General features: G+C 61.1%; 17 protein-coding genes. 10 read left to right on the forward strand and 7 right to left on the reverse strand.

The window, feature by feature from the left end; translation table 11 throughout:
- Nucleotides 1–16 precede the first annotated feature (16 nt).
- The 6 genes from IMX17_RS16095 to kefC all read left to right on the forward strand — a co-directional run bounded on the left by IMX17_RS16095 (nt 17) and on the right by kefC (nt 9,796).
- Complete coding sequence (locus tag IMX17_RS16095; protein WP_193550010.1) at nt 17–1,276, forward strand: glycosyltransferase; 1,260 nt, start codon at nt 17–19, stop codon at nt 1,274–1,276.
- Nucleotides 1,277–1,539: 263 nt separating this feature from the next.
- A complete protein-coding gene (dapB, locus tag IMX17_RS16100) occupies nt 1,540–2,361 on the forward strand; it encodes a 4-hydroxy-tetrahydrodipicolinate reductase (RefSeq protein WP_033651691.1) in 822 nt (273 codons plus the stop codon).
- Nucleotides 2,362–2,831: 470 nt separating this feature from the next.
- A complete protein-coding gene (gene carA / locus IMX17_RS16105) occupies nt 2,832–3,980 on the forward strand; it encodes a glutamine-hydrolyzing carbamoyl-phosphate synthase small subunit (RefSeq protein WP_193549973.1) in 1,149 nt (382 codons plus the stop codon).
- 16 nt (nt 3,981–3,996) lie between these two features.
- Nucleotides 3,997–7,221 carry a carbamoyl-phosphate synthase large subunit gene (gene carB / locus IMX17_RS16110; protein WP_025301533.1) on the forward strand — a complete coding sequence of 1,075 codons (3,225 nt, stop codon included), beginning with the start codon at nt 3,997–3,999 and terminating at the stop codon, nt 7,219–7,221.
- A gap of 171 nt (nt 7,222–7,392) precedes the next feature.
- The gene (gene kefF / locus IMX17_RS16115; protein ID WP_033641826.1) at nt 7,393–7,950 is read left to right on the forward strand and encodes a glutathione-regulated potassium-efflux system oxidoreductase KefF; all 558 of its coding nucleotides are present in this window, start codon (nt 7,393–7,395) and stop codon (nt 7,948–7,950) included.
- Nucleotides 7,943–9,796: a glutathione-regulated potassium-efflux system protein KefC gene (gene kefC, locus IMX17_RS16120; RefSeq protein ID WP_046898105.1), complete on the forward strand. Its 1,854-nt coding sequence runs from the start codon at nt 7,943–7,945 to the stop codon at nt 9,794–9,796. Before kefF ends, kefC begins: the two co-directional genes overlap by 8 nt.
- Before the next feature lie 34 nt (nt 9,797–9,830).
- Here the strand turns inward: kefC and IMX17_RS16125 are convergent, their stop codons facing one another.
- Nucleotides 9,831–10,445: a LysE family translocator gene (locus tag IMX17_RS16125; protein WP_015376619.1), complete on the reverse strand. Its 615-nt coding sequence runs from the start codon at nt 10,443–10,445 to the stop codon at nt 9,831–9,833.
- A gap of 128 nt (nt 10,446–10,573) precedes the next feature.
- On the opposite strand from IMX17_RS16125, the gene IMX17_RS16130 reads away from it, so the two are divergent.
- The 4 genes from IMX17_RS16130 (at nt 10,574) to IMX17_RS16145 (ending at nt 14,531) form a co-directional block, all read left to right on the forward strand.
- Entirely contained in the window at nt 10,574–11,374 is an 801-nt protein-coding gene (locus IMX17_RS16130; protein ID WP_182265275.1) for a threonine/serine exporter ThrE family protein, read from the forward strand.
- Nucleotides 11,371–11,835, forward strand: coding sequence for a threonine/serine exporter (locus IMX17_RS16135; protein ID WP_033651687.1), 465 nt, complete (start codon nt 11,371–11,373; stop codon nt 11,833–11,835). Before IMX17_RS16130 ends, IMX17_RS16135 begins: the two co-directional genes overlap by 4 nt.
- A gap of 143 nt (nt 11,836–11,978) precedes the next feature.
- Nucleotides 11,979–12,461, forward strand: a complete 483-nt coding sequence (folA, locus tag IMX17_RS16140) for a type 3 dihydrofolate reductase (RefSeq protein ID WP_033637073.1) — start codon at nt 11,979–11,981, stop codon at nt 12,459–12,461.
- 180 nt (nt 12,462–12,641) lie between these two features.
- On the forward strand, nt 12,642–14,531 hold the full coding sequence (locus tag IMX17_RS16145; RefSeq protein WP_193549974.1) for a PhoX family phosphatase: 1,890 nt from the start codon (nt 12,642–12,644) through the stop codon (nt 14,529–14,531).
- A 46-nt stretch (nt 14,532–14,577) separates the two neighbouring features.
- On the opposite strand, the gene apaH is transcribed toward IMX17_RS16145, so the two are convergent.
- The 6 genes from apaH to lptD form a co-directional block, all read right to left on the reverse strand.
- Nucleotides 14,578–15,429: a bis(5'-nucleosyl)-tetraphosphatase (symmetrical) ApaH gene (gene apaH / locus IMX17_RS16150; RefSeq protein ID WP_033641832.1), complete on the reverse strand. Its 852-nt coding sequence runs from the start codon at nt 15,427–15,429 to the stop codon at nt 14,578–14,580.
- A 2-nt stretch (nt 15,430–15,431) separates the two neighbouring features.
- Nucleotides 15,432–15,809 carry a Co2+/Mg2+ efflux protein ApaG gene (apaG, locus tag IMX17_RS16155; protein WP_015376624.1) on the reverse strand — a complete coding sequence of 126 codons (378 nt, stop codon included), beginning with the start codon at nt 15,807–15,809 and terminating at the stop codon, nt 15,432–15,434.
- 12 nt (nt 15,810–15,821) lie between these two features.
- Nucleotides 15,822–16,640, reverse strand: coding sequence for a 16S rRNA (adenine(1518)-N(6)/adenine(1519)-N(6))-dimethyltransferase RsmA (gene rsmA, locus IMX17_RS16160; protein ID WP_033641833.1), 819 nt, complete (start codon nt 16,638–16,640; stop codon nt 15,822–15,824).
- Nucleotides 16,633–17,634, reverse strand: coding sequence for a 4-hydroxythreonine-4-phosphate dehydrogenase PdxA (gene pdxA, locus IMX17_RS16165; protein WP_370571410.1), 1,002 nt, complete (start codon nt 17,632–17,634; stop codon nt 16,633–16,635). The genes rsmA and pdxA overlap by 8 nt, the downstream gene beginning before the upstream one ends.
- Nucleotides 17,612–18,913 (reverse strand): peptidylprolyl isomerase SurA, encoded by a 1,302-nt coding sequence (gene surA / locus IMX17_RS16170; protein ID WP_033641834.1) that lies wholly within the window; start codon nt 18,911–18,913, stop codon nt 17,612–17,614. The genes pdxA and surA overlap by 23 nt, the downstream gene beginning before the upstream one ends.
- A 65-nt stretch (nt 18,914–18,978) precedes the next feature.
- Entirely contained in the window at nt 18,979–21,339 is a 2,361-nt protein-coding gene (gene lptD / locus IMX17_RS16175; RefSeq protein ID WP_182265276.1) for an LPS assembly protein LptD, read from the reverse strand.
- Nucleotides 21,340–21,551: the final 212 nt, after the last annotated feature.

A 21,551-nucleotide genomic window follows, 5' to 3' on the forward strand; every position in this document is an offset into this window, starting at 1 on the left:
TATGGCAAGGATACTGATGGCGGCGGTCGCCACTCCGGGGCACGTCTACCCGATGTTAGCCATCGCTCGCCACCTGATCGCCCAAGGGCATCAGGTGAGGGTGATGACCGGCGCGCTGTTCCGCGAACGCGCCGAAGCGGCTGGGGCGAGCTTCGTGCCGTTCGACGCGCAGGTGGACTTCGACTATCGCCACCTGGAGGCGCATTTCCCCGAGCGCGCCGCGCTGCCGCCGGGCAATGCGCAGATGGCGCTGGCGCTGAAAGATTTCTTCGCCGCGCCGATCCCACTGTTGGATCGTCAGCTGCGTGCGGCCATCGCCGCCGAAAAGACCGATCTGCTGATGGTGGAGAACTGCTTCTACGGCGTGCTGCCGCTGCTGCAGTCCGCCGAACGGCCGCCGGTCTTCGGGATCGGCGTCACGCCGCTGTCGTATTCTTCGCGCGACGCCATTTTCTATGGCCCGCGCATCCCGCCGGCGCTGCTGCCGCGGGCGCTGACCCGCGAGCAATTGGTGGATGAAGCGACGCGGCTGTTGCTTGATGAGGTGCAGCAAAGCTTTGATGCCGCGCTGGTGCAAGCGGGCGGGCGGCCGCTGAATCGCCCGTTTACCGATGCGCTGATCGGCGGCTGCGAGCGTTTCCTGCAGTTGGCCACCACGGCGCTGGAATATGAGCGCGACGACCTGCCGAGCGGCGTGCGCTTCGTAGGGCCGCTGCGCAGCGGTGGTCAACCGGCCGCAGAAGAGGCGCTGTGGGAGGAGGACGATCGTCGGCCGCTGGTGATCGTGTCTCAGGGCACGCTGGCCAATGTCGATCTGCATCAGCTGATCGTGCCGACGCTGCAGGCATTGGCGCATCTGCCGGTGCGGGTGTTGGCCACCACCGGCGGGCGGGCGACCGAAGGGCTGATGGACGCGTTGCCGGACAACGCCCGAGTGCGGGCGTTCATCTCCTTCGAACACTGGTTGCCGCAGGCGGCGCTCTTGATCACCAACGGCGGTTACGGCTCGATCAACTATGCGCTGGACAGCGGCGTGCCGCTGATTGTCGCCGGCACCGGCGAGGACAAGCTGGAGGCGGCCGCGCGCGTGGTGGCCGCCGGTTGCGGCATCAGCCTGCATACCAGCACGCCAAGCGCGGAACAAATACTGGCGTCAGCGACGCGCATTCTGCAACAGCCGATCTATCGCCGGCGCGCGGCGCTGGTGCAGGAGGACTATGCTCGCCACGATGCGCTGACGGCGATAGCCAACGAAGTGGCCGCCATTACCGCTTGACCCCGCCGCACTCCGTTCCTCAGGCGCCGTTTTCGGCGCCTTTTTTCTGCATTTTTTTGCCATGGAAACTGCATGATTATGTACAATCGTCACAGGCCGCCAAATCGGTTGAATGTTAATCTCACGACAGCGCCGCTGATGAAAGAAGCGCAATATCATAATTTTCTAATTATGAAATGAATCCTCTGGCGGCGCCGCAGCGGGGCAGTTACCCTGAATCGATAGGTTAATGGGATACGCGTTACATCAAGAAGAGAGCAAGCATGAAAGATTCACAAATCCGCATTGCGATTGCGGGCGCCGGCGGCCGGATGGGCCGTCAATTGATCCAGGCGGTGCAGCAGGCGGAAGGCGTGGTGTTGGGGGCGGCGCTGTCGCGCCCGGGATCGAGCCTGGTCGGCGTTGATGCCGGCGAGCTGGCGGGCATCGGCGCGCTGGGCGTCAAAGTGAGTGACAGTCTGGATAAAGTGGCGAGCGAGTTCGATATTTTGATCGACTTCACCCGCCCTGAAAGCACCCTGGGCTACCTGGAATTTTGCGTGGCGCACCATAAGGCGATGGTGATCGGCACCACCGGCTTTGATGACGCCGGCAAACAGGCGATCCGCGATGCGGCGCAGCATATCGGCATCGTGTTCGCCGCCAACTTCAGCGTCGGCGTCAATCTGGTGCTGAAACTGCTGGAGAAGGCCGCGCAGGTCATGGGCGACTATACCGATATCGAAATCGTTGAGGCGCACCACCGGCACAAAGTGGATGCGCCGTCGGGCACGGCGTTGGCCATGGGCGAAGCGATTGCCGGCGCGCTGGGGCGCGATCTGAAAAGCTGCGCGGTCTATGCGCGCGAAGGCCATACCGGCGAGCGCGATCCGAAGAGCATCGGCTTTGCCACCATTCGCGCCGGCGACATCGTCGGCGAGCACACCGCGATGTTCGCCGACATCGGCGAGCGGGTGGAAATCACCCACAAGGCCTCCAGCCGCATGACTTTCGCCAGCGGCGCGGTGCGCGCGGCTTCCTGGCTGCAGAGTCGGGATAAAGGTCTGTTTGATATGCGTGACGTGCTGAGTTTGGACCGGATATAACTAAACTGAATACCATCGTGATGTGGTTGTGTTGATCATAATGCTATGATAATAGGGCAATAATTTTATTGTCCTTTTTTTTAACATGATAAATATCGGTTTGATGTTGTTTCCTTGTCAAAGCTGGTGTTTGTTTATGTTTATCTTGCTAATTATCTGCTTTTTTTCCACCGCCGGCTTTTTTAGCGTCTTTTTTGGCTCATTCCGACGCCGTTTTCCGTCATTCCTCCCCGCAACCGTTTTCCAGCCCCGGTTTTCTGTGTTTTTATAGCCGCTCAAGCCGCTTGGGCATCGAGAACTGCAAAAATAAAACAAAAAATGGCGGTTTGGGTAGACAAGCGGAACACTCATCATTAAAATGCGCCCAATTTGCCAAAAATTGGCCTCGCGGACGGTTTTTGCATTGATTTAGATCGCGATATCTGAATTAATATGCAAATATTGTGATTGATTATTCCTCGGAGGGTGTTTTGATAAAGTCAGCGCTATTGGTTCTGGAAGACGGAACCCAATTCCACGGTCGGGCCATCGGGGCAGAGGGAACGGCAGTGGGGGAAGTGGTCTTCAATACGTCGATGACCGGTTATCAAGAAATCCTCACTGATCCTTCCTATTCCCGCCAGATCGTTACTCTTACTTATCCTCATATCGGCAATGTCGGCACCAATGCTTCCGACGAAGAATCCTCCGCAGTACACGCCCAAGGCCTCGTCATTCGTGACCTCCCGCTGATCGCCAGCAACTACCGCAATGAAGAAAGCCTGTCCGACTACCTCAAGCGTCACAACATCGTGGCGATCGCCGATATCGATACCCGTAAATTGACTCGCCTGCTGCGCGAAAAAGGCGCCCAGAACGGCTGCATCGTCGCCGCCGATTCGCCGGACGCCGCGCTGGCTCTGGCCAAGGCGCAAGGTTTCCCGGGGTTGAAGGGCATGGATCTGGCGAAAGAAGTCACCACTCAAGAGGCCTACAGCTGGCAGCAAGGCAGCTGGACGCTTGAAGGCGACCTGCCGGAAGCCAAAACCGCCGCGGAACTGCCGTTCCACGTGGTGGCTTACGACTACGGCGCCAAGCGCAACATCCTGCGCATGCTGGTGGATCGCGGCTGCCGCCTGACCGTGGTGCCGGCGCAGACCCCGGCCGACGAGGTGCTGAAAATGAATCCGGACGGCATCTTCCTGTCCAACGGCCCGGGCGACCCGGAGCCGTGCGACTACGCCATCGCCGCCATCAAACAGTTCCTGGAAACCGACATTCCGGTGTTCGGCATCTGTCTGGGTCACCAGTTGCTGGCGCTGGCCAGCGGGGCGAAAACCATGAAGATGAAGCTCGGCCACCACGGCGGCAACCACCCGGTGAAGGATCTGGACAACAACACGGTGATGATCACCGCGCAGAACCACGGCTTCGCCGTCGATGAAAACGACCTGCCGGCGAATCTGCGCGTGACGCACAAATCGCTGTTCGACCACACGGTGCAGGGCATTCACCGCACCGACAAGGCGGCGTTCAGCTTCCAGGGGCACCCGGAAGCCAGCCCAGGCCCGCACGACGCCGCGCCGCTGTTCGATCACTTTATCGAACTGATTGAGACTTACCGTTCTAACGCCAAATAATCAGGAGCAGTAAAAAATGCCAAAACGTACAGACATAAAAAGCATCCTGATCCTCGGCGCTGGCCCGATTGTTATCGGCCAGGCGTGTGAGTTCGACTACTCGGGCGCCCAGGCGTGTAAAGCGCTGCGCGAAGAGGGCTACCGCGTCATTCTGGTCAACTCCAACCCGGCGACCATCATGACCGACCCGGAAATGGCCGATGCGACCTACATTGAGCCGATCCACTGGGAAGTGGTGCGCAAGATCATCGAAAAAGAGCGTCCGGATGCGGTGCTGCCGACCATGGGCGGCCAGACGGCGCTGAACTGCGCGCTGGAGCTGGAGCGTCAGGGCGTGCTGGCCGAGTTCGGCGTCACCATGATCGGCGCCACCGCCGATGCCATCGACAAGGCCGAAGACCGCCGCCGTTTCGATGTGGCGATGAAGAAAATCGGTTTGGATACCGCGCGTTCCGGCATCGCGCACACCATGGAAGAAGCGCTGGCGGTAGCCGCTGACGTCGGCTTCCCGTGCATCATCCGTCCTTCCTTTACCATGGGCGGCACCGGCGGCGGCATCGCCTACAACCGCGAAGAGTTCGAAGAGATCTGCGAACGCGGTCTGGACCTGTCGCCGACCAACGAGCTGCTGATCGACGAATCGCTGATCGGTTGGAAAGAGTACGAGATGGAAGTGGTGCGTGATAAGAACGACAACTGCATCATCGTCTGCTCCATCGAAAACTTCGACGCCATGGGCATCCACACCGGCGACTCGATCACCGTTGCGCCGGCCCAGACCCTGACCGACAAGGAATACCAAATCATGCGCAACGCCTCGATGGCGGTGCTGCGTGAGATCGGCGTTGAAACCGGCGGCTCCAACGTGCAGTTCTCGGTTAACCCGAAAACCGGCCGCCTGATCGTCATCGAGATGAACCCGCGCGTGTCGCGCTCTTCGGCGCTGGCGTCGAAAGCCACCGGCTTCCCGATCGCCAAGATCGCCGCCAAACTGGCGGTGGGTTATACCCTCGATGAGCTGATGAACGACATCACCGGCGGCCGCACCCCGGCGTCGTTCGAGCCGTCCATCGACTACGTCGTCACCAAGATCCCGCGCTTCAACTTCGAGAAGTTCGCCGGCGCCAACGATCGCCTGACCACCCAGATGAAGTCGGTCGGTGAAGTGATGGCCATTGGCCGCACCCAGCAGGAGTCGCTGCAGAAAGCGCTGCGCGGTCTGGAAGTGGGCGCCACCGGCTTCGATCCGAAAGTGAGCCTGGACGATCCGGAAGCGCTGACCAAAATCCGCCGCGAGCTGAAAGACGCCGGTTCCGACCGCATCTGGTACATCGCCGACGCCTTCCGCGCCGGTCTGTCGGTCGACGGCGTCTTCAACCTGACCAACGTCGATCGCTGGTTCCTGGTGCAGATTGAAGAGCTGGTGCGCCTGGAAGAGCAGGTAGCCGAAGCGGGCATCAACGGCCTGGACAAAGACTTCCTGCGCACTCTGAAGCGCAAAGGCTTCGCCGATGCGCGTCTGGCCAAGCTGGCCGGCGTCGCCGAGAGCGAAATTCGCAAGCTGCGCCACAGCCACGGCCTGCACCCGGTGTACAAGCGCGTGGATACCTGCGCGGCGGAATTCGCTACCGACACCGCCTACATGTACTCCACCTATGAAGAAGAGTGCGAGTCCAACCCGACCAACGACCGGCCGAAAGTGATGGTGCTGGGCGGTGGGCCGAACCGTATCGGTCAGGGCATCGAGTTCGACTACTGCTGCGTGCACGCTTCGCTGGCGCTGCGTGAAGACGGCTACGAGACCATCATGGTCAACTGCAACCCGGAAACCGTCTCCACCGACTACGACACCTCGGACCGCCTGTACTTTGAGCCGGTGACCCTGGAAGACGTGCTGGAAATCGTGCGCATCGAGAAACCGAAAGGCGTTATCGTGCAGTACGGCGGCCAGACCCCGCTGAAGCTGGCGCGCGAGCTGGAAGCCGCAGGCGTGCCGATCATCGGCACCAGCCCGGACGCCATCGACCGTGCCGAAGACCGCGAACGCTTCCAGCAGGCGGTCAACCGCCTGGGCCTGAAGCAGCCGGCCAACGCCACCGTCACCGCCATCGAGCAGGCGGTCGAGAAGGCAGCGGGCATCGGCTATCCGCTGGTGGTGCGTCCTTCCTACGTGCTGGGCGGCCGGGCGATGGAAATCGTCTATGACGAAACCGACCTGCGCCGCTACTTCCAGACCGCGGTCAGCGTGTCCAACGATGCGCCGGTGTTGCTGGACCGCTTCCTGGACGACGCGGTGGAAGTGGACGTCGATGCTATCTGCGACGGCGAGCGCGTGCTGATTGGCGGCATCATGGAGCACATCGAGCAGGCGGGCGTGCACTCCGGCGACTCCGCGTGTTCGCTGCCGGCGTATACCCTGAGCCAGGAAATTCAGGACGTGATGCGTCGCCAGGTGGAGAAACTGGCGTTCGAGCTGCAGGTGCGCGGCCTGATGAACGTGCAGTTCGCGGTGAAGGACAACGAAGTTTACCTGATTGAAGTCAACCCGCGCGCCGCGCGTACCGTGCCGTTCGTGTCCAAAGCGACCGGCGTGCCGCTGGCCAAAGTGGCCGCGCGCGTGATGGCGGGCAAAACGCTGGTTGAACAGGGTGTGACCGAAGAGATCATCCCGCCGTACTACTCGGTGAAAGAAGTGGTGCTGCCGTTCAACAAATTCCCGGGCGTCGACCCGATTTTGGGGCCGGAAATGCGCTCTACCGGGGAAGTGATGGGTGTGGGCCGCACCTTCGCGGAAGCCTTCTCCAAAGCGATGCTGGGCAGCAACTCGGGCATGAAGAAACAGGGCCGCGCGCTGCTGTCGGTGCGCGAAGGCGACAAGGCTCGCGTGGTCGATTTGGCCGCCAGCCTGCTGAAGCAGGGCTTCGAACTGGACGCGACCCACGGCACCGCGGTGGTGCTGGGCGAAGCGGGCATCAACCCGCGCCTGGTCAACAAGGTGCACGAAGGGCGTCCGCACATTCAGGACCGTATCAAGAACGGCGAGTACACCTACATCGTCAACACCACGGCAGGCCGTCAGGCGATTGAGGACTCCAAGCTGATTCGCCGCAGCGCCCTGCAGTACAAGGTGCACTACGACACCACGCTGAACGGCGGCTTCGCCACCGCGATGGCGCTGAAAGCGGATCCGACCGAGCAGGTTACATCGGTGCAGGAAATGCACGCGCGTATCGGTAAGTAACCGCGCGAGAATGCCTACGCCAGGGCGCTGCAGATGCAGCGCCCTTTTTTATTCAGTGAATTTGTAGGCTGGCGTTAAAAATTTCCGCTATCAATCAGTGGGCAAACTGTCACTCTGTGTGATTGGTATATGCTTGGTGTATTGGCAAGGAACGAAGGAACGACGATAACAATGATTCTGATAATTTATGCTCACCCGTATCCCCGGCATTCGCATGCCAATCACCGCCTGCTGCAGGCGGTGAGGGATCTTCCCGAGGTGGAGGTGCGCTCGCTGTATGAGCTGTACCCCGATTTCAATATCGATATCAACGCCGAACAACAGGCGCTGGAGCGCGCCGACATGGTGGTGCTGCAGCATCCGATGCAGTGGTACAGCTTCCCGCCGCTGTTGAAGCTGTGGATTGACAAAGTGCTGGAGCACGGCTGGGCCTATGGCCACGATGGCAACGCGCTGGTGGGGAAAGACTGTCTGTGGGCGGTGACCAGCGGCGGTGACGAGCACCATTTCGAACTGGGCGATTTTCCCAACTTCGCCGCGCTGGCGCAGCCGCTGCAGGCCACGGCGATCTATTGCGGCATGAACTGGCAGCCGTACTTCGCCCTGCACAACACCTTTACCTGCAATGAACCGGCGCTGATCGCCGCCGGCGAAGCCTACCGGCAGCGGTTGGTCGACTACCTGATGGAACATGCCGAAGCGGAAACCCGGGAGGCCAGCCATGGATAACCACCACATGATGATCGAGGGGCTGATCTATCTCGGTTCCGCCGCGCTGTTCGTGCCGATTGCGGTGCGCCTGGGGCTGGGTTCGGTGCTCGGTTACCTGATCGCCGGCTGCATTATCGGCCCCTGGGGGCTGAAGCTGGTGTCGGATGCCGAGTCGATCCTGACCTTCGCCGAGATCGGCGTGGTGCTGATGCTGTTTATCATCGGCCTGGAGCTGGATCCCAAACGGCTGTGGACGCTGCGCGCCTCGGTTTTCGGCGGCGGCAGCATTCAGATGGTGGGCTGCGGCCTGGCGCTGAGCGCCTTCTGCTACTTCCTAGGCCTCAACTGGAAGGTGGCGCTGCTGATCGGTTTGACGCTGGCGCTTTCATCGACCGCCATCGCCATGCAGGCGATGAGCGAACGCAATTTGACGCCGTCGCCGATCGGCCGCAGCGCGTTTGCGGTGCTGCTGTTCCAGGATATCGCGGCGATCCCGCTGGTGGCGATGATCCCGCTGCTGGCCAGCAGCGGCGCCAGCACGACGCTGGGCGCTTTCGTACTGTCGGCGGCCAAAGTGGTGGGTGCGTTGACGATGGTGGTGCTGCTTGGCCGCTACGTCACCCGCCCGCTGCTGCACTTCGTGGCCCGTTCGGGCATGCGCGAGGTGTTCAGCGCTGTGGCGCTATTCCTGGTGTTCGGCTTTGGCATCCTGCTGGAGATGGCCGGGTTGTCGATGGCGATGGGGGCGTTCCTCGCCGGGGTGCTGTTGGCGAGCTCGGAATACCGCCACGCGCTGGAGAGCGATATTCAGCCGTTCAAAGGGTTGCTGCTGGGGCTGTTTTTCATCGGCGTCGGCATGTCTATCGACTTCGGCACGCTGTTCCATCATCCGTTGCTGATCGCCTCGTTGCTGCTGGGCTTTATGCTGATCAAGGCGGCGTTGCTGTGGCTGATCGGCCCGCTGCTCGGGGTGCCGAAGCGCCAGCGCGGCCTGTTCGCCATTCTGTTGGGGCAGGGCAGTGAGTTCGCCTTCGTGATCTTCAGCGCCGCGCAGCTGGCCGGCGTCTTGCCGGTTGAATGGGCCAAGTCGCTGACGCTGGCGGTGGCGCTGTCGATGGCGGCCACCCCGCTGCTGTTGGTGATCGCCGCGCAGCTGGAAAAAAATGCGCCGAAAGAGGATCGCCCGGCTGATGTCATTGATGACGAGAACGCCAGCGTGATCATCGCCGGCTTCGGCCGTTTCGGCCAGATCGCCGGTCGTCTGCTGTTGGCCAACGGCGTGCACACCGTGGTACTGGATCACGATCCGGACCATATCGAAACGCTGCGTAAATTCGACACCAAGGTGTTCTACGGCGACGCCACGCGCGCCGATCTGCTGGAGGCGGCCGGCGCCGCTCACGCCAAGGTGCTGATCAACGCCATCGACGATGTGGAGGACAGCCTGGCGTTAACCGAGCTGGCCAGGCAGCACTTCCCGCATCTGAAAGTGGTGGCGCGGGCGCGCGACGTCGATCATTGGTATCAGTTGCGGCAGCTGGGGGTGGAAAAACCGGAGCGCGAAACCTTCGAAAGCTCGCTGCGCGTCGGCCGTGAAACGCTGGAGCTGCTGGGGCTGGACGCCTATGAGGCGCGCGAGAAAGCGGACACTTTCCGTCGCTATAACCTGAAGATGCTGGAAGATACGCTGGATAATTACCAGGATACCGAGTTCCGTATCGCCAGCCTGCAGCGGGCCAAGGAGATGCTCAGCGCGGCCATCGAGCAGGATCAGAATCGGCTGGCGCGGGTACAGCAGACCGGCTGGCGCGGCAGTATCGACGGCAAGGCGCCGGAAGACGAAGTGGTGGAAGCCAAAGGATAAGGGGAGGGGCGCCGTGATGGCGCCCCTTTTTTGCTTAGCTCAGTGCGACCTTGATGCCTAAGGCGATCAACATGCCGCCCAGCAATTTGTCGACGATCTTCTGCGTCTTTTCCAGCCCGCGGCGCACCGGCCCGCTCTGGATCAAAAACACCAGCAGCGGCCACCAGATCACCGACAGGCCGAGAATAATCCCCGCGTACCACAGCTTGTCACCCAGACCGGAATCGATCTGCAACACCTGGGTGAAGACCGCCAGGAAGAACAGGGTGGCTTTCGGGTTCAGCAGGTTGCACAGGTAGCCTTGCGCAAAGGCGCTCTTCAGGCTGACCTGCTGCTGCGGCAGATTGCTGACGTTCATTTTGCCGCCGCCGCGCGACAGCAGCGCCTGGATGCCGATCCACACCAGATAGACCGCCCCGGCGTATTTCAGCAGGTTGAACAGCCACGGCGTGGTGGTGATCACCACCGCCAGCCCGGCGACGCAGTAGGACATGTGGGTGGCGACGCCGCAAATCACGCCGAAAGCGGTCATCATGGCGGCCAGACGCGGGTAGCGGGCGGCGTTTTTGATCACCAGGAAAAAATCCGGGCCGGGGGAAAGCATGCCGAGGGCGGCAATGCCGGCGACGAACAGTGAAGTTTCAAGCATGGGAGGCGTCTCGCGCAAAAGGCAGCATGTTGGCGATAATAACGCCGCTTCCTCTGATGCGCATCAACCCAATGAGGTATTGTTAGGCTCTATGATAATAATTCATCTATCGCCAGCGACGGAGCACCATGCAGCAGACTACCGCCACAGACAGGCCGGAACCGCACCGGCAACAGCGTGAAATCACCCGCTTGTGCATTCAATGCGCGCTGCTGCTGTTGCAGCACGGCGCCGAGAGCACGGTGGTGGAGCAGTTGTCCACCCGCCTGGGGTTGGCGCTGGGGATGGACAGCGTGGAAAGTTCAATCTCCGCCAATGCGGTAGTGTTGACCACCCTCAGCCACGGCGCCTGCCTGACCACCACCCGCAAGAATGTCGATCGCGGCATCAATATGCAGGTGGTGACGGAAGTGCAGCATATCGTGATCCTCGCCGAGCACCGCCTGGCGGATGCGCACGACGTGGCGCGGCGCTTCGAAAAGATCCGGCCGCTGCGCTATCCGCGCTGGCTGGTGGTGCTGATGGTGGGATTGTCCTGCGGGTGTTTCAGCATGCTCAACGGCGGCGGCGGCGACGCCTTCCTGGTGACCTTTATCGCCAGCGGCGCGGCGATGCTGGTGCGCCAGATCCTCACCGCCCGCCATATGAATCCGCTGATCAATTTTTGCCTGACGGCGTTTGTCGCTACGTCGATATCCGGGCTGCTGCTGCGCCTGCCGGTGTTTAAAGAGACCTCGAGCGTGGCGATGGCCGCCAGCGTGCTGCTGCTGGTGCCGGGCTTCCCGCTGATCAACGCGGTGGCCGACATGTTCAAGGGGCACGTCAACACCGGGCTGGCGCGCTGGGCGATGGCCAGCCTGTTGACGTTGGCGACCTGTATCGGCGTGGTGATGGCGATGTCGCTGTGGGATCTGCGGGGGTGGTCATGAGTCTGCTGTGGGCATTGTTACAGGAGATGCTGTTGGCGGCGGTGCCGGCGCTGGGCTTCGCCATGGTGTTCAACGTGCCGCTGCGCGCGCTGCGCTATTGCGCGTTGCTCGGGGCAATCGGGCGCGGCTCGCGCATGCTGATGATGCACGTGGGCATGAACATCGAGTGGGCGTCGCTGCTGGCGGCGATCCTGATCGGCATCATCGGTATCTATTGGTCGCGCTGGCTGTTGGCGCACCCGAAGGTGTTCACCGTGGCGGCGGTGATCCCGATGTTCCCCGGCATTTCCGCTTATACCGCGATGATCACGGTGGTGGAGATCTCGCATCTGGGCTACAGCGAGGCTTTGATGGAGACCATGATCACCAACTTCCTCAAGGCCAGTTTCATCGTCGGCGCGTTGTCGATCGGCCTGTCGTTACCGGGCCTGTGGTTGTACCGCAAACGCCCCGGCGTGTGAAATTCCCCGGCAAAAGAACGTTGGTTATTAGATATGCTGATAAGAGCTATCTTATATATTCATCTTGCTTGATTAGCCTATCGACGGCACTCAGGCCTTTACGTATAGTGTCACCAATTTTGCTGCCTACACAGGGTTAAACAATGATTATCAGCCTGATCGCTGCCTTGGCGGCGGATCGCGTTATTGGCATGGAAAACGCCATGCCGTGGCACCTGCCGGCGGACCTTGCGTGGTTTAAACGCAACACGTTGAATAAGCCGGTTATTATGGGCCGCAAGACCTTCGAGTCCATCGGCCGCCCGCTGCCGGGCCGCCACAATATCGTTTTGAGCAGCCGCCCGGGCAATGCCGCCGGGGTGACCTGGGTGACCTCGCTGGATGAGGCGCTGGCTGCCGCGGGTGAGGTGGAAGAAGTGATGGTGATCGGCGGTGGGCGCATCTATACCCAGTTGCTGCCGCGCGCCGATCGCCTGTACCTGACGCACATCGACGCCGAAGTCGGCGGCGATACCCACTTCCCGGATTACGAGCCGGACGAGTGGGAAACCACGTTCAGCGAATTCCACGACGCCGACGATCTGAACTCGCACAGCTACTGCTTCGAAATCCTGCAGCGCCGCTGATCTCAGCGCGTTAGCCAGTCATCCCCGGGGGCGCAAGCAATTGCGCCCCCGGTCTTTTTGCGCCGGTCATTCGTAACCTTTCCGTCACATTACCTGATTAGTATGAAGCCCAACTCCGAGCGCCACGGCAACTCTGGTGAATTTTGACCGCGGCGCCATAACTAAAAAGGTAACCACGTTATGACCAAGCAAATTGAGCAATTAGACGCCGACCGCCTGATCGATCCCACTCGCCGCAGGCTGCTGCTCGGCAGCGCCGGCGCCGTCGGCCTGGCCGGTTTTCTCGGCGGCGGCATCTGGTCGGTCTCCGCCGAGGCTTTAGCTGAGGATCTGCCGCCGAACACGCTGCTGGGCTTCCGGGGCATCGCCGCGTCTACCGCCGATGAAGTGACGATAGCGCCAGGCTACCGCGCCGAGGTGCTGATCTCCTGGGGCGAGCCGCTGGTGGACGGCGCGCCGGCCTTCGATCCGCAGGGCAACAACAGCGCCGCCGATCAGGAAAAACAGTTTGGCGACAACAACGATGGCATGAGCTTCTTCCCTATCGATGACAATCACGGCGTGATGGCCATCAATAACGAATACGTTAACGAGCAGTACCTGTTCGCCCACGGCGGCGCCAAGGCCACCAGCCTGGAAGAGGTGCGCAAATCGCAGGCGGCGCACGGCGTCTCCATTGTCGCGGTCAAGCGGGTCGGCGACGGCCAGCGCTGGGAGGTGGAGCGCCCGTCGCGCTATAACCGCCGCATCACCGCCAACAGCGAGATGCAATTCAGCGGCCCGGCCGCCGGACATCCGCTGTTGCAGACCGCCGCCGATCCGAGCGGCCGCAAGGTGCTGGGCACCTTCGGCAACTGCGCCAACGGCAAGACGCCGTGGGGCACCTACCTGACCTGCGAGGAAAACTTCGACACCTATTTCGGCACCCGTCAGGCCGATTATCGAACCACGCCGGAACAGAAGCGCTACACGCTGAAGGTCAGCGAACCGGAACGCAACTGGCCGGACTATGACGAGCGTTTTGATGTGGCGAAGAATCCCAACGAATTCAACCGTCACGGCTGGATTGTCGAGATCGATCCGTTGAATCCGACCTCGACGCCCATCAAGCACACCGCGCTCGGCCGTTTCAAACATGAAAACGCGGCGGTGACCGTGGCCAAAGACGGCCGTCTGGTGGTGTATATGGGCGACGACGAGCGCGGCGAACATATCTATAAGTACGTCTCCAAAGGCGTGGTCGACGCCGCCAATCCGGCCAACAATCGTACGCTGCTGGATGAGGGGACGCTGTACGTGGCGCAGTTCGACGGCGATGAAGCCGGCACGCCGCTGAAGGGCAAAGGGCGCTGGATTGCGCTTGAGTTCGGCAAGAACGGCCTGACGCCGGAGAACGGTTTCCGCGATGAGGCCGAAGTGCTGATCTTCGCCCGCAAGGCGGCACAGCAGGTCGGCGCCACCAAAATGGATCGCCCGGAGTGGATCGCGGTGAACCCGCATGACGGGCGCGCGTACTGCACGTTAACCAACAACAGCAAGCGCGGCGAGGAAGGGATGCCGTTGAACGCCGCCAACCCGCGACCGAACAATATCTACGGCCAAATCATTCGCTGGGACGAGGGCGGCGACGCCACCGCCGAGGTTTTCGCCTGGGACATCTATGCGCTGTGCGGCAACCCGATTGCCCACCCCGAAGGCGTCAACCGCGGCACGCCGAACATTACGGCGGAAAATACCTTCAACAGCCCGGACGGGCTGGGTTTCGATCGCGCCGGCCGTCTGTGGATCCTCACCGACGGCAAGTACAGCAACAAGGGCGACTACGTCGGGCAGGGCAACAACCAGATGCTGGTGGGCGATCCGGTCAGCGGCGAGATCCGCCGTTTCATGGTGGGGCCGAAGTCCTGCGAACTGACCGGCATCACCTTCATCCCAGACTACAAGACGATGTTCGTCAACGTACAGCATCCCGGAGAAGAAGGCGATTCGCACTTCCCAAACAACAGCCCGCGCCCGCGTTCATCGGTGTTGATGATCACGCGTGAAGATGGCGGAGTGATTGGGGCGTAAGGTGGCAATACAGAACAAAGGCGGCCACCGGGCCGCCTTTATCGTTTCAGGATGCGGCTAATCTGCCGGCGTGGTCAGGCGCTTCGCCGCGATTGGCGGGCTGCGTGAAGTAACGGCGGTCTTCCCAGCGCAGCATCGTCAGATCGCCGCCCCAGCAGCAGCCGGTATCCAGCCCGATCACGCCCTCAGGCGTGCCTTTGCCTTCCAGCGAGGCCCAGTGGCCGAAGATGATGGTGTATTCCGGGTCCACCAGGCGCGGCAGCTCGAACCACGGTTTCAGCGGCGCCGGCGCGCTGCCCGGCGCATCTTTGCAGATCATGTCGAGCTGGCCGTTGGGGAAGCAGTAGCGCATGCGCGTCAGCGCATTAGTGCTGAAACGCAGGCGCGCCAGGCCGCTCAGCTCCGGCGCCCAGTTGTTCGGCATGTCGCCGTACATGGCGTCGAGGAACAGCGGATAGCTGTCGCTGCTCAATACCGCCTCCACTTCGCGCGCGCACATTTTCGCGGTGTCGATGTCCCACTGCGGGGTGATGCCGGCGTGGGCCATCACCAGCTTTTGCTCATCATCCACCTGCAGCACCGGTTGGCGGCGCAGCCAGTTGATCAGCTCGTCGGCGTCCGGCGCTTCCAGCAGCGGCGTGATGCGATCTTTGGGTTTGTTGCGGCTGATGCCGGCGTAAACCGCCAGCAGGTGCAGATCGTGGTTGCCCAGCACCATGCGCACCGCCGGGCCGAGCGAGCGCACATAGCGCAGCACGTCCAGCGAGGCGGGGCCGCGCGCCACCAGATCGCCGGTCAGCCACAGTTGATCGCGCTCGGGATCGAACGCAACCTGAGCCAGCAGCGACTTCAGTTCATCGAAACAGCCGTGAACGTCGCCGATAAGGTATGTCGACATAATTAATGGATCAGCGTTGGAATGGCTAAGCGGAACACGGGAATAGCGGTGCGGAACGGCTGACCCTGATGGTCAACCATTTCGTAATGGCCTTCCATGGTGCCCAGCGGCGTTTCCAGAATGGCGCCGCTGGTGTACTGAAACTCTCCACCGGGCGGAATGACGGGCTGTTCGCCGATCACGCCTTCGCCCTGGACTTCGGTTTGGCGGCCGTTGCTGTTGGTGATCAGCCAGTAACGGCCCAGCAGTTGCACGTTGGTCCGCCCCAGATTGCGGATGGTAATGGTATAGGCGAAGACGTAACGCTCTTCTTCAGGGATCGACTGTGATTCCACATAGATGCTCTGAACCTGAATACACACGCGGGGCGAATCAATCATGACAACAACTCCTTATTGCTGCGGCGCCGGATTGGCTGACAGCCAGTTCGCCAGCTTGCAGTACTGCGCCACAGAAATATTCTCTGCTCTGAGCGAAGGATCGACGCCCAGCTCCGTCAGCTGCTCCGGCGTGAACAGATCGCCCAGGCTATTGCGGATGGTTTTCCGCCGCTGGTTGAACGCCTGCGTGGTGATGCGGCTCAGCATGCGCACGTCGCCCACCGGGTTCGGCAGCTCGGTGTGCGGAACCAGGCGCACCACGGCGGAATCGACCTTCGGCGGCGGCGCGAACGCGGTCGGCGGCACTTCCAGCACCGGGATGACGTTGCAGTAGTACTGCGCCATCACGGTCAAACGCCCGTAGGCCTTGCTGTTCGGGCCGGCCACCAGACGGTTGACCACCTCTTTCTGCAACATAAAGTGCATGTCGCGGATTGCCTGAGTATAGCTGAAAAGGTGGAACATCAGCGGCGTCGAAATATTGTACGGCAGGTTACCAAATACGCGCAGCGGTTGGCCAGCCTCCTCGGCCAGTTCGGCGAAATTCACCGTCATGGCGTCCTGCTGGCGGATGGTCAGCTTGTCTTTCAGCTGCGGGTGATTCTCCAGCCGAGTGGCCAGATCGCGGTCCAGTTCGATCACCGTCATGCGGTCCATGCGCGCGCCGACCGGTTCGGTCAAGGCGCCGAGGCCGGGGCCGATCTCGACCACTGCTTCGCCCGGCTGCGGGTGAATGGCGGAGACAATGCTATCGATGACAAACTGATCGGTTAAAAAGTTTTGTCCAAAGCGTTTGCGGGCAAAGTGCCCTTGGTGGACTCTGTTATTCATTACAATTAATTATCATTTTAATGGCGAGATTCAGGGCCGTTTGGAAACTGCCGACATCGGCGGTGCCGGTGCCGGCCAGTTCCAGAGCGGTACCGTGGTCGACCGAGGTGCGTATGAAAGGCAAACCGAGGGTGATATTCACCGCGCGGCCGAACCCTTGGTATTTTAGCACCGGCAGCCCCTGATCGTGATACATCGCCAGCACCGCATCGGCATCTTGCAGATATTTGGGCTGGAACAGGGTGTCCGCCGGCAGCGGGCCGACAAGATGGATACCGTCAGCGCGCAGCGCGTCGAGCGCCGGGATGATGGTGTCTATCTCTTCGCGCCCCATATGGCCGCCTTCCCCGGCGTGGGGATTCAGACCGCAGACGTAAATGTGCGGCTGGGCGATGCCAAATTTGGTTTTCAGATCGTGGTCGAGGATGCGAATGACTTCGAACAGGCTCTGCTGCGTGATGGCGCCCGGCACCGCCAGCAGCGGCAGGTGGGTGGTCGCCAGCGCCACGCGCAGCTCTTCGGTCGCGAGCATCATCACCACGCGATCGCAGCGGCTGCGATCGGCAAAGAATTCGGTATGGCCGATAAACGGCACGCCGGCGTCGTTGATCACGCCCTTGTTCACCGGGCCGGTGATCAGCGCAGCGAATTCGCCGTTCAGGCAGCCGTCGCAGGCGCGCGCCAGGGTTTCCACCACGTAGGCGCTGTTGCCGACGTTCAGTTCACCGGCGGTGACCGGCTGAGCGAGCGACACCGGCAGCACGGTCAGCGTGCCGGCGCGTTGCGCCTCGGCCGGCTGCTGCGGCTGGTAGTCGCGCAGCGTCAGCGGCAGGCCCAAACGCTTGGCGCGCTCAAGCAACAGGGCCGGATCGGCGCACACCACCAGCTCAACAGGCCAATCCTGTTGCGCCAGGGCGGCTACCAAATCCGGCCCCACCCCGGCGGGTTCGCCGGGGGTAATGACGACGCGTTTATTGCTGCGCATCGCTGCCATCGAGGATCTTCACGTAAGCCTGGGCGCGCTGTTCCTGCATCCAGGTCTGCGCCTCTTCGGCGAACTTACGGTTGAACAGCATGCGGTAAGCGCGATCTTTCTGCGCGGCGTCGGTCTTATCCACCTGACGGGTATCCAGCAGCTGAATCAGGTGCCAACCGAAGGAAGAGTGCACCGGCGCGCTGATCTCACCTTTGCTCAGCTTGAGCAACGCATCGCGGAAGGCGGGATCGTAGATGTCCGGGGAAGCCCAGCCCAGATCGCCGCCCTGCATGGCGGAACCCGGATCCTGCGACAGCTGTTTGGCTTCGTCGGCGAATTTGGCGCGGCCGCTCTTGATCGCTTCCGCGACGGATTGCAGCTTGGCGCGCGCCTGGTCGTCGGTCAGCACCACCGAAGGTTTCAGCAGGATGTGACGGGCGTGCACTTCGGTGACCGACACCGACTGGCTGGCGCCGCGGATGTCGTTGACTTTCAGGATGTGGAAGCCGACGCCGGAACGGATTGGGCCGACGACGTCGCCTTTCTTGGCGCTCACCAGGCGTTCAGCGAACAGGGTCGGGATCTCTTGCAGCTTGCCCCAGCCCATGTTGCCGCCTTTCAGCGCCTGAGAGTCGGCGGAGTAAGTGATCGCCAGCTTGCCGAAGTCGGCGCCGCTGTTGATCTCGCCCACCAGGCGTTTGGCCAGCTCTTCGGCTTTGTCGACCTGCTGCTGCGACGGGTTCTCCGGCAGCGGGATCAGGATGTGGCTGATGTTCATTTCGGTGTCGCTGCCGTTCTGCGCGCCCACCTGTTTGGCCAGCGCGTCCACTTCCTGCGGCAGGATGGTGACGCGGCGGCGCACTTCGTTGTTACGCACTTCGGAGATCAGCATCTCTTTGCGGATCTGCGCGCGGTAGGTGTTGTAGTTCAGCCCTTCGTACGACAGGCGGCTGCGCAGCTGATCGACGCTCATGCGGTTCTGCGCGGCGATGTTGGCGATCGCTTTGTCCAGATCGGCGTCGGAGACGGTGATGCCCATTTTCTTGGCCATCTGCAGCTGGATGTTATCCATGATCAGACGTTCGATGATCTGATGGCGCAGCGTCTTGTCGTCCGGCAGTTGCTGACCGGCCTGCTGGGCGTTGAGCTTCACCGACTGCAACAGTCCGTTGACGTCGCTTTCGAGTACCACGCCGTTATCCACGACGGCGGCGACTTTATCCACTTCTTGGGGTGCTGCGAACGCGGCATTGGCGCAAACCACCAATCCGAGAATAAGCGTTCTCCAGTTCTTCATACATTTCCCATTATGTAATCCGCAAATGCGGGTGAAAGTTCTCGTTTTCAAAGTGTTGCAAAGCGTCAGAATGCGCGCTGATACGGCAGAATGCCGGAGCGCAGCATTTCTGCGGAGCCGAGACTATGATCGCTGCTCAGGCCGCGCAGTTCGACGTTGAACGAAACTCTGTTGTCGTAAACGCTGGTATTGTTGCTGTTGTTCCAGTCGGTGATCTTGCGCTCGTAGCCCAGCGTCACCGCCCAGCAGCAGGTGTTGTACTTCAGCCCCACCAGCTGATCGGCGGATTGTTTGGCGCGGGTGTCGTAGTAGTACGCCCCGACCACCGCCCAACGATCGGCGATCGGCCAGCTGCCGGTGATGCCCACCTGCGAGATGCCGTCCTGGAAGGCCGGAACCGTTTTGGTGTTCAACGCCGTCTGGATATATTCCGGCGTGGCGTAACGGTAGTTCAGCTGCACCACGCGCTCGGCGTCCTGGCGGTATTCCACCACGCCGTTGCCCAGCGAGACGCTGTTCAAACGGGTGTCGTACTGCAGGCCGCCGCGCAGGCCCCAACGATCGTCGATTTTCCAATAGGTATCGCCGGCCCAGGCCACGCTGCCGGTATCGTCGTTGTTGTCGTATCCCGTCACCTGATCGCCGGTGCGTGAACGGCTGAAGTAGTAGATTTGACCCACGGAAGCGTTAAAACGTTCCACCAGCGCGTCATCATAAATGCGCGTGGTCACACCGGTAGAGACGCGGTTCTGCGAAGCGATGCGATCCAGGCCGCTGTAGGTGCGGTCGCGGAACAGACCGGAATAGTCGGTCTGCAGCAGCGTAGTGTCGTAGGTGTAGATGTTGCTCTGGTCGCGGTACGGCACGTACAGGTACTGCACGCGCGGCTCCAGCGTCTGGGTGGCGCCTTCGGCCCAGATCATCGGCCGCTCGAACACCAGCTTGCCGTCGACCTTGAACTGCGGCAGTACGCGGTTGACCGAATCATCGAGCTCCGGCGCGGCAGCGTTTTTGCGGCTCTGGTAGTTGGCGGCGAAACCGTCAGGAATATCCTGCTGGTAATGGGTCGCCATCAGCTTGGCTTCGGTGTTCAGGCTGGCCCAGCCGTTGGTCAGCGGCAGGTTGAGCGTTGGCTCCATATGCAGACGGGTGGCGTCCGGGCTGTATGGGTTGACGCTGGTGAACTTGGCCGCCTGGCCGTAAATATGGAAATCGAACGGGCCGAGATCGTTCTTGTAGTAGTTCAGATCCAGCTGCGGCTGGACTTTATACGAGTCCGACTGTGAGCGATCGGTATCGTCGTAAATCTGGAACTGCTTGGAGCTCAGCGTGGCGTTCCAGTTCTCGTTGGCGTAGCCGAGGCTGAATTTCTGCGTGGCGTAGCCGTCGGTGGTGGAGCCGTATTTTGAGTCCAGATCGGTGAAGTACTTGGAATCGCTGACCTTGGTGTAATCGACGTTGAAGCGCCACACCTGATCCATGACGCCGTTGTGGTTCCAGTAGAACAGCCAGCGTTTGTTGTCGTCATGATCTTTGCCGTATTCCTTGTCGTCCGGCAACCAGTCGAACTCCATCAGGCCGAGGCCCGGCTGCACCAGATAACGGAACTCGGTCTGCCACTGCAAGCCGCGCTTGGACATATAGTGCGGGGTGATGGTGGCGTCGTAGTTCGGCGCGATGTTCCAGTAGTACGGCAACATGAACTCGAAGCCGTTGTTGCTGCCGTACTTGGCGTTCGGGATCAGGAAGCCGGAACGGCGCTTGTCGCCGACCGGCAGCTGCAGGTACGGGCTGTAGAACACCGGCACGCCGCCGATGCGGAAGCGGGCGTTCCATATTTCCGCCACCTGCTCTTCGCGATCGTGGATCACTTCGGAACCGACCACGCTCCAGCTGTCGTCGCCTGGCAGACAGGAGGTAAAGGTGCCGTTTTCCAGGATGGTGTAACGGTTGGCGCCGCGCATTTTCATCTTGTCGGCGTCGCCGCGCCCCTGACGGCCTACCATCTGGTAGTCGCCTTCATAGACGTCGGTATCTTTGGTATTCAGGTTAGACCAGGCCTTCGGGCCTTTCAGTTTGATCTGATTGTCGCTGTAGTGCACGTCGCCGGTGGCGGTGACGGTACGAACCGGTTCCGTCTGGCCGGGGTTTTGCGTCTGATTCAGCTCAACTTCTTTGGCGGTCAGGGTGCTGTTGCCCTGCTCGATATGCACGTTGCCGCTGAACAGGGCGCTTTTCGGGTAGTCGGCGCGCGAGTCATCGGCATTGATGGTCACCGGCTGGCTGTTCGGATCGCCGCTGACCAAAGGCTTGTCGTAAACAGGAACGCCAAGCATGCATTGCTCGGCCAGATCAGCCAGCGCATGCTGACTGTAGAGTGCCGTCCAAATCATCGTGGCCAGCAGTGTTGGGAAACTTTTTTTCATACGCGGTTTTGGTGTTCCGTCATCAGAGGCGTCGTGTCCGGCAAACGGTCAGAGACTATATTACTCATCTGCGTTGCGCTAGTGCTAAATCCAGCCGTTTACTTGCGTCGTCGTTAGGCGCAAAGATAAATGACAGGTATGATAATCCAAATTCTAGGAAAAATCGCCTGCGCCCTTTCCTGAAACGGAGGAGAGCGGGCGGCTTTCGGCAT

Origin of the sequence: Serratia sp. X3 (genome assembly GCF_014982455.1) — a bacterium.
Classification (GTDB): Bacteria; Pseudomonadota; Gammaproteobacteria; order Enterobacterales; family Enterobacteriaceae; genus Serratia; species Serratia ureilytica.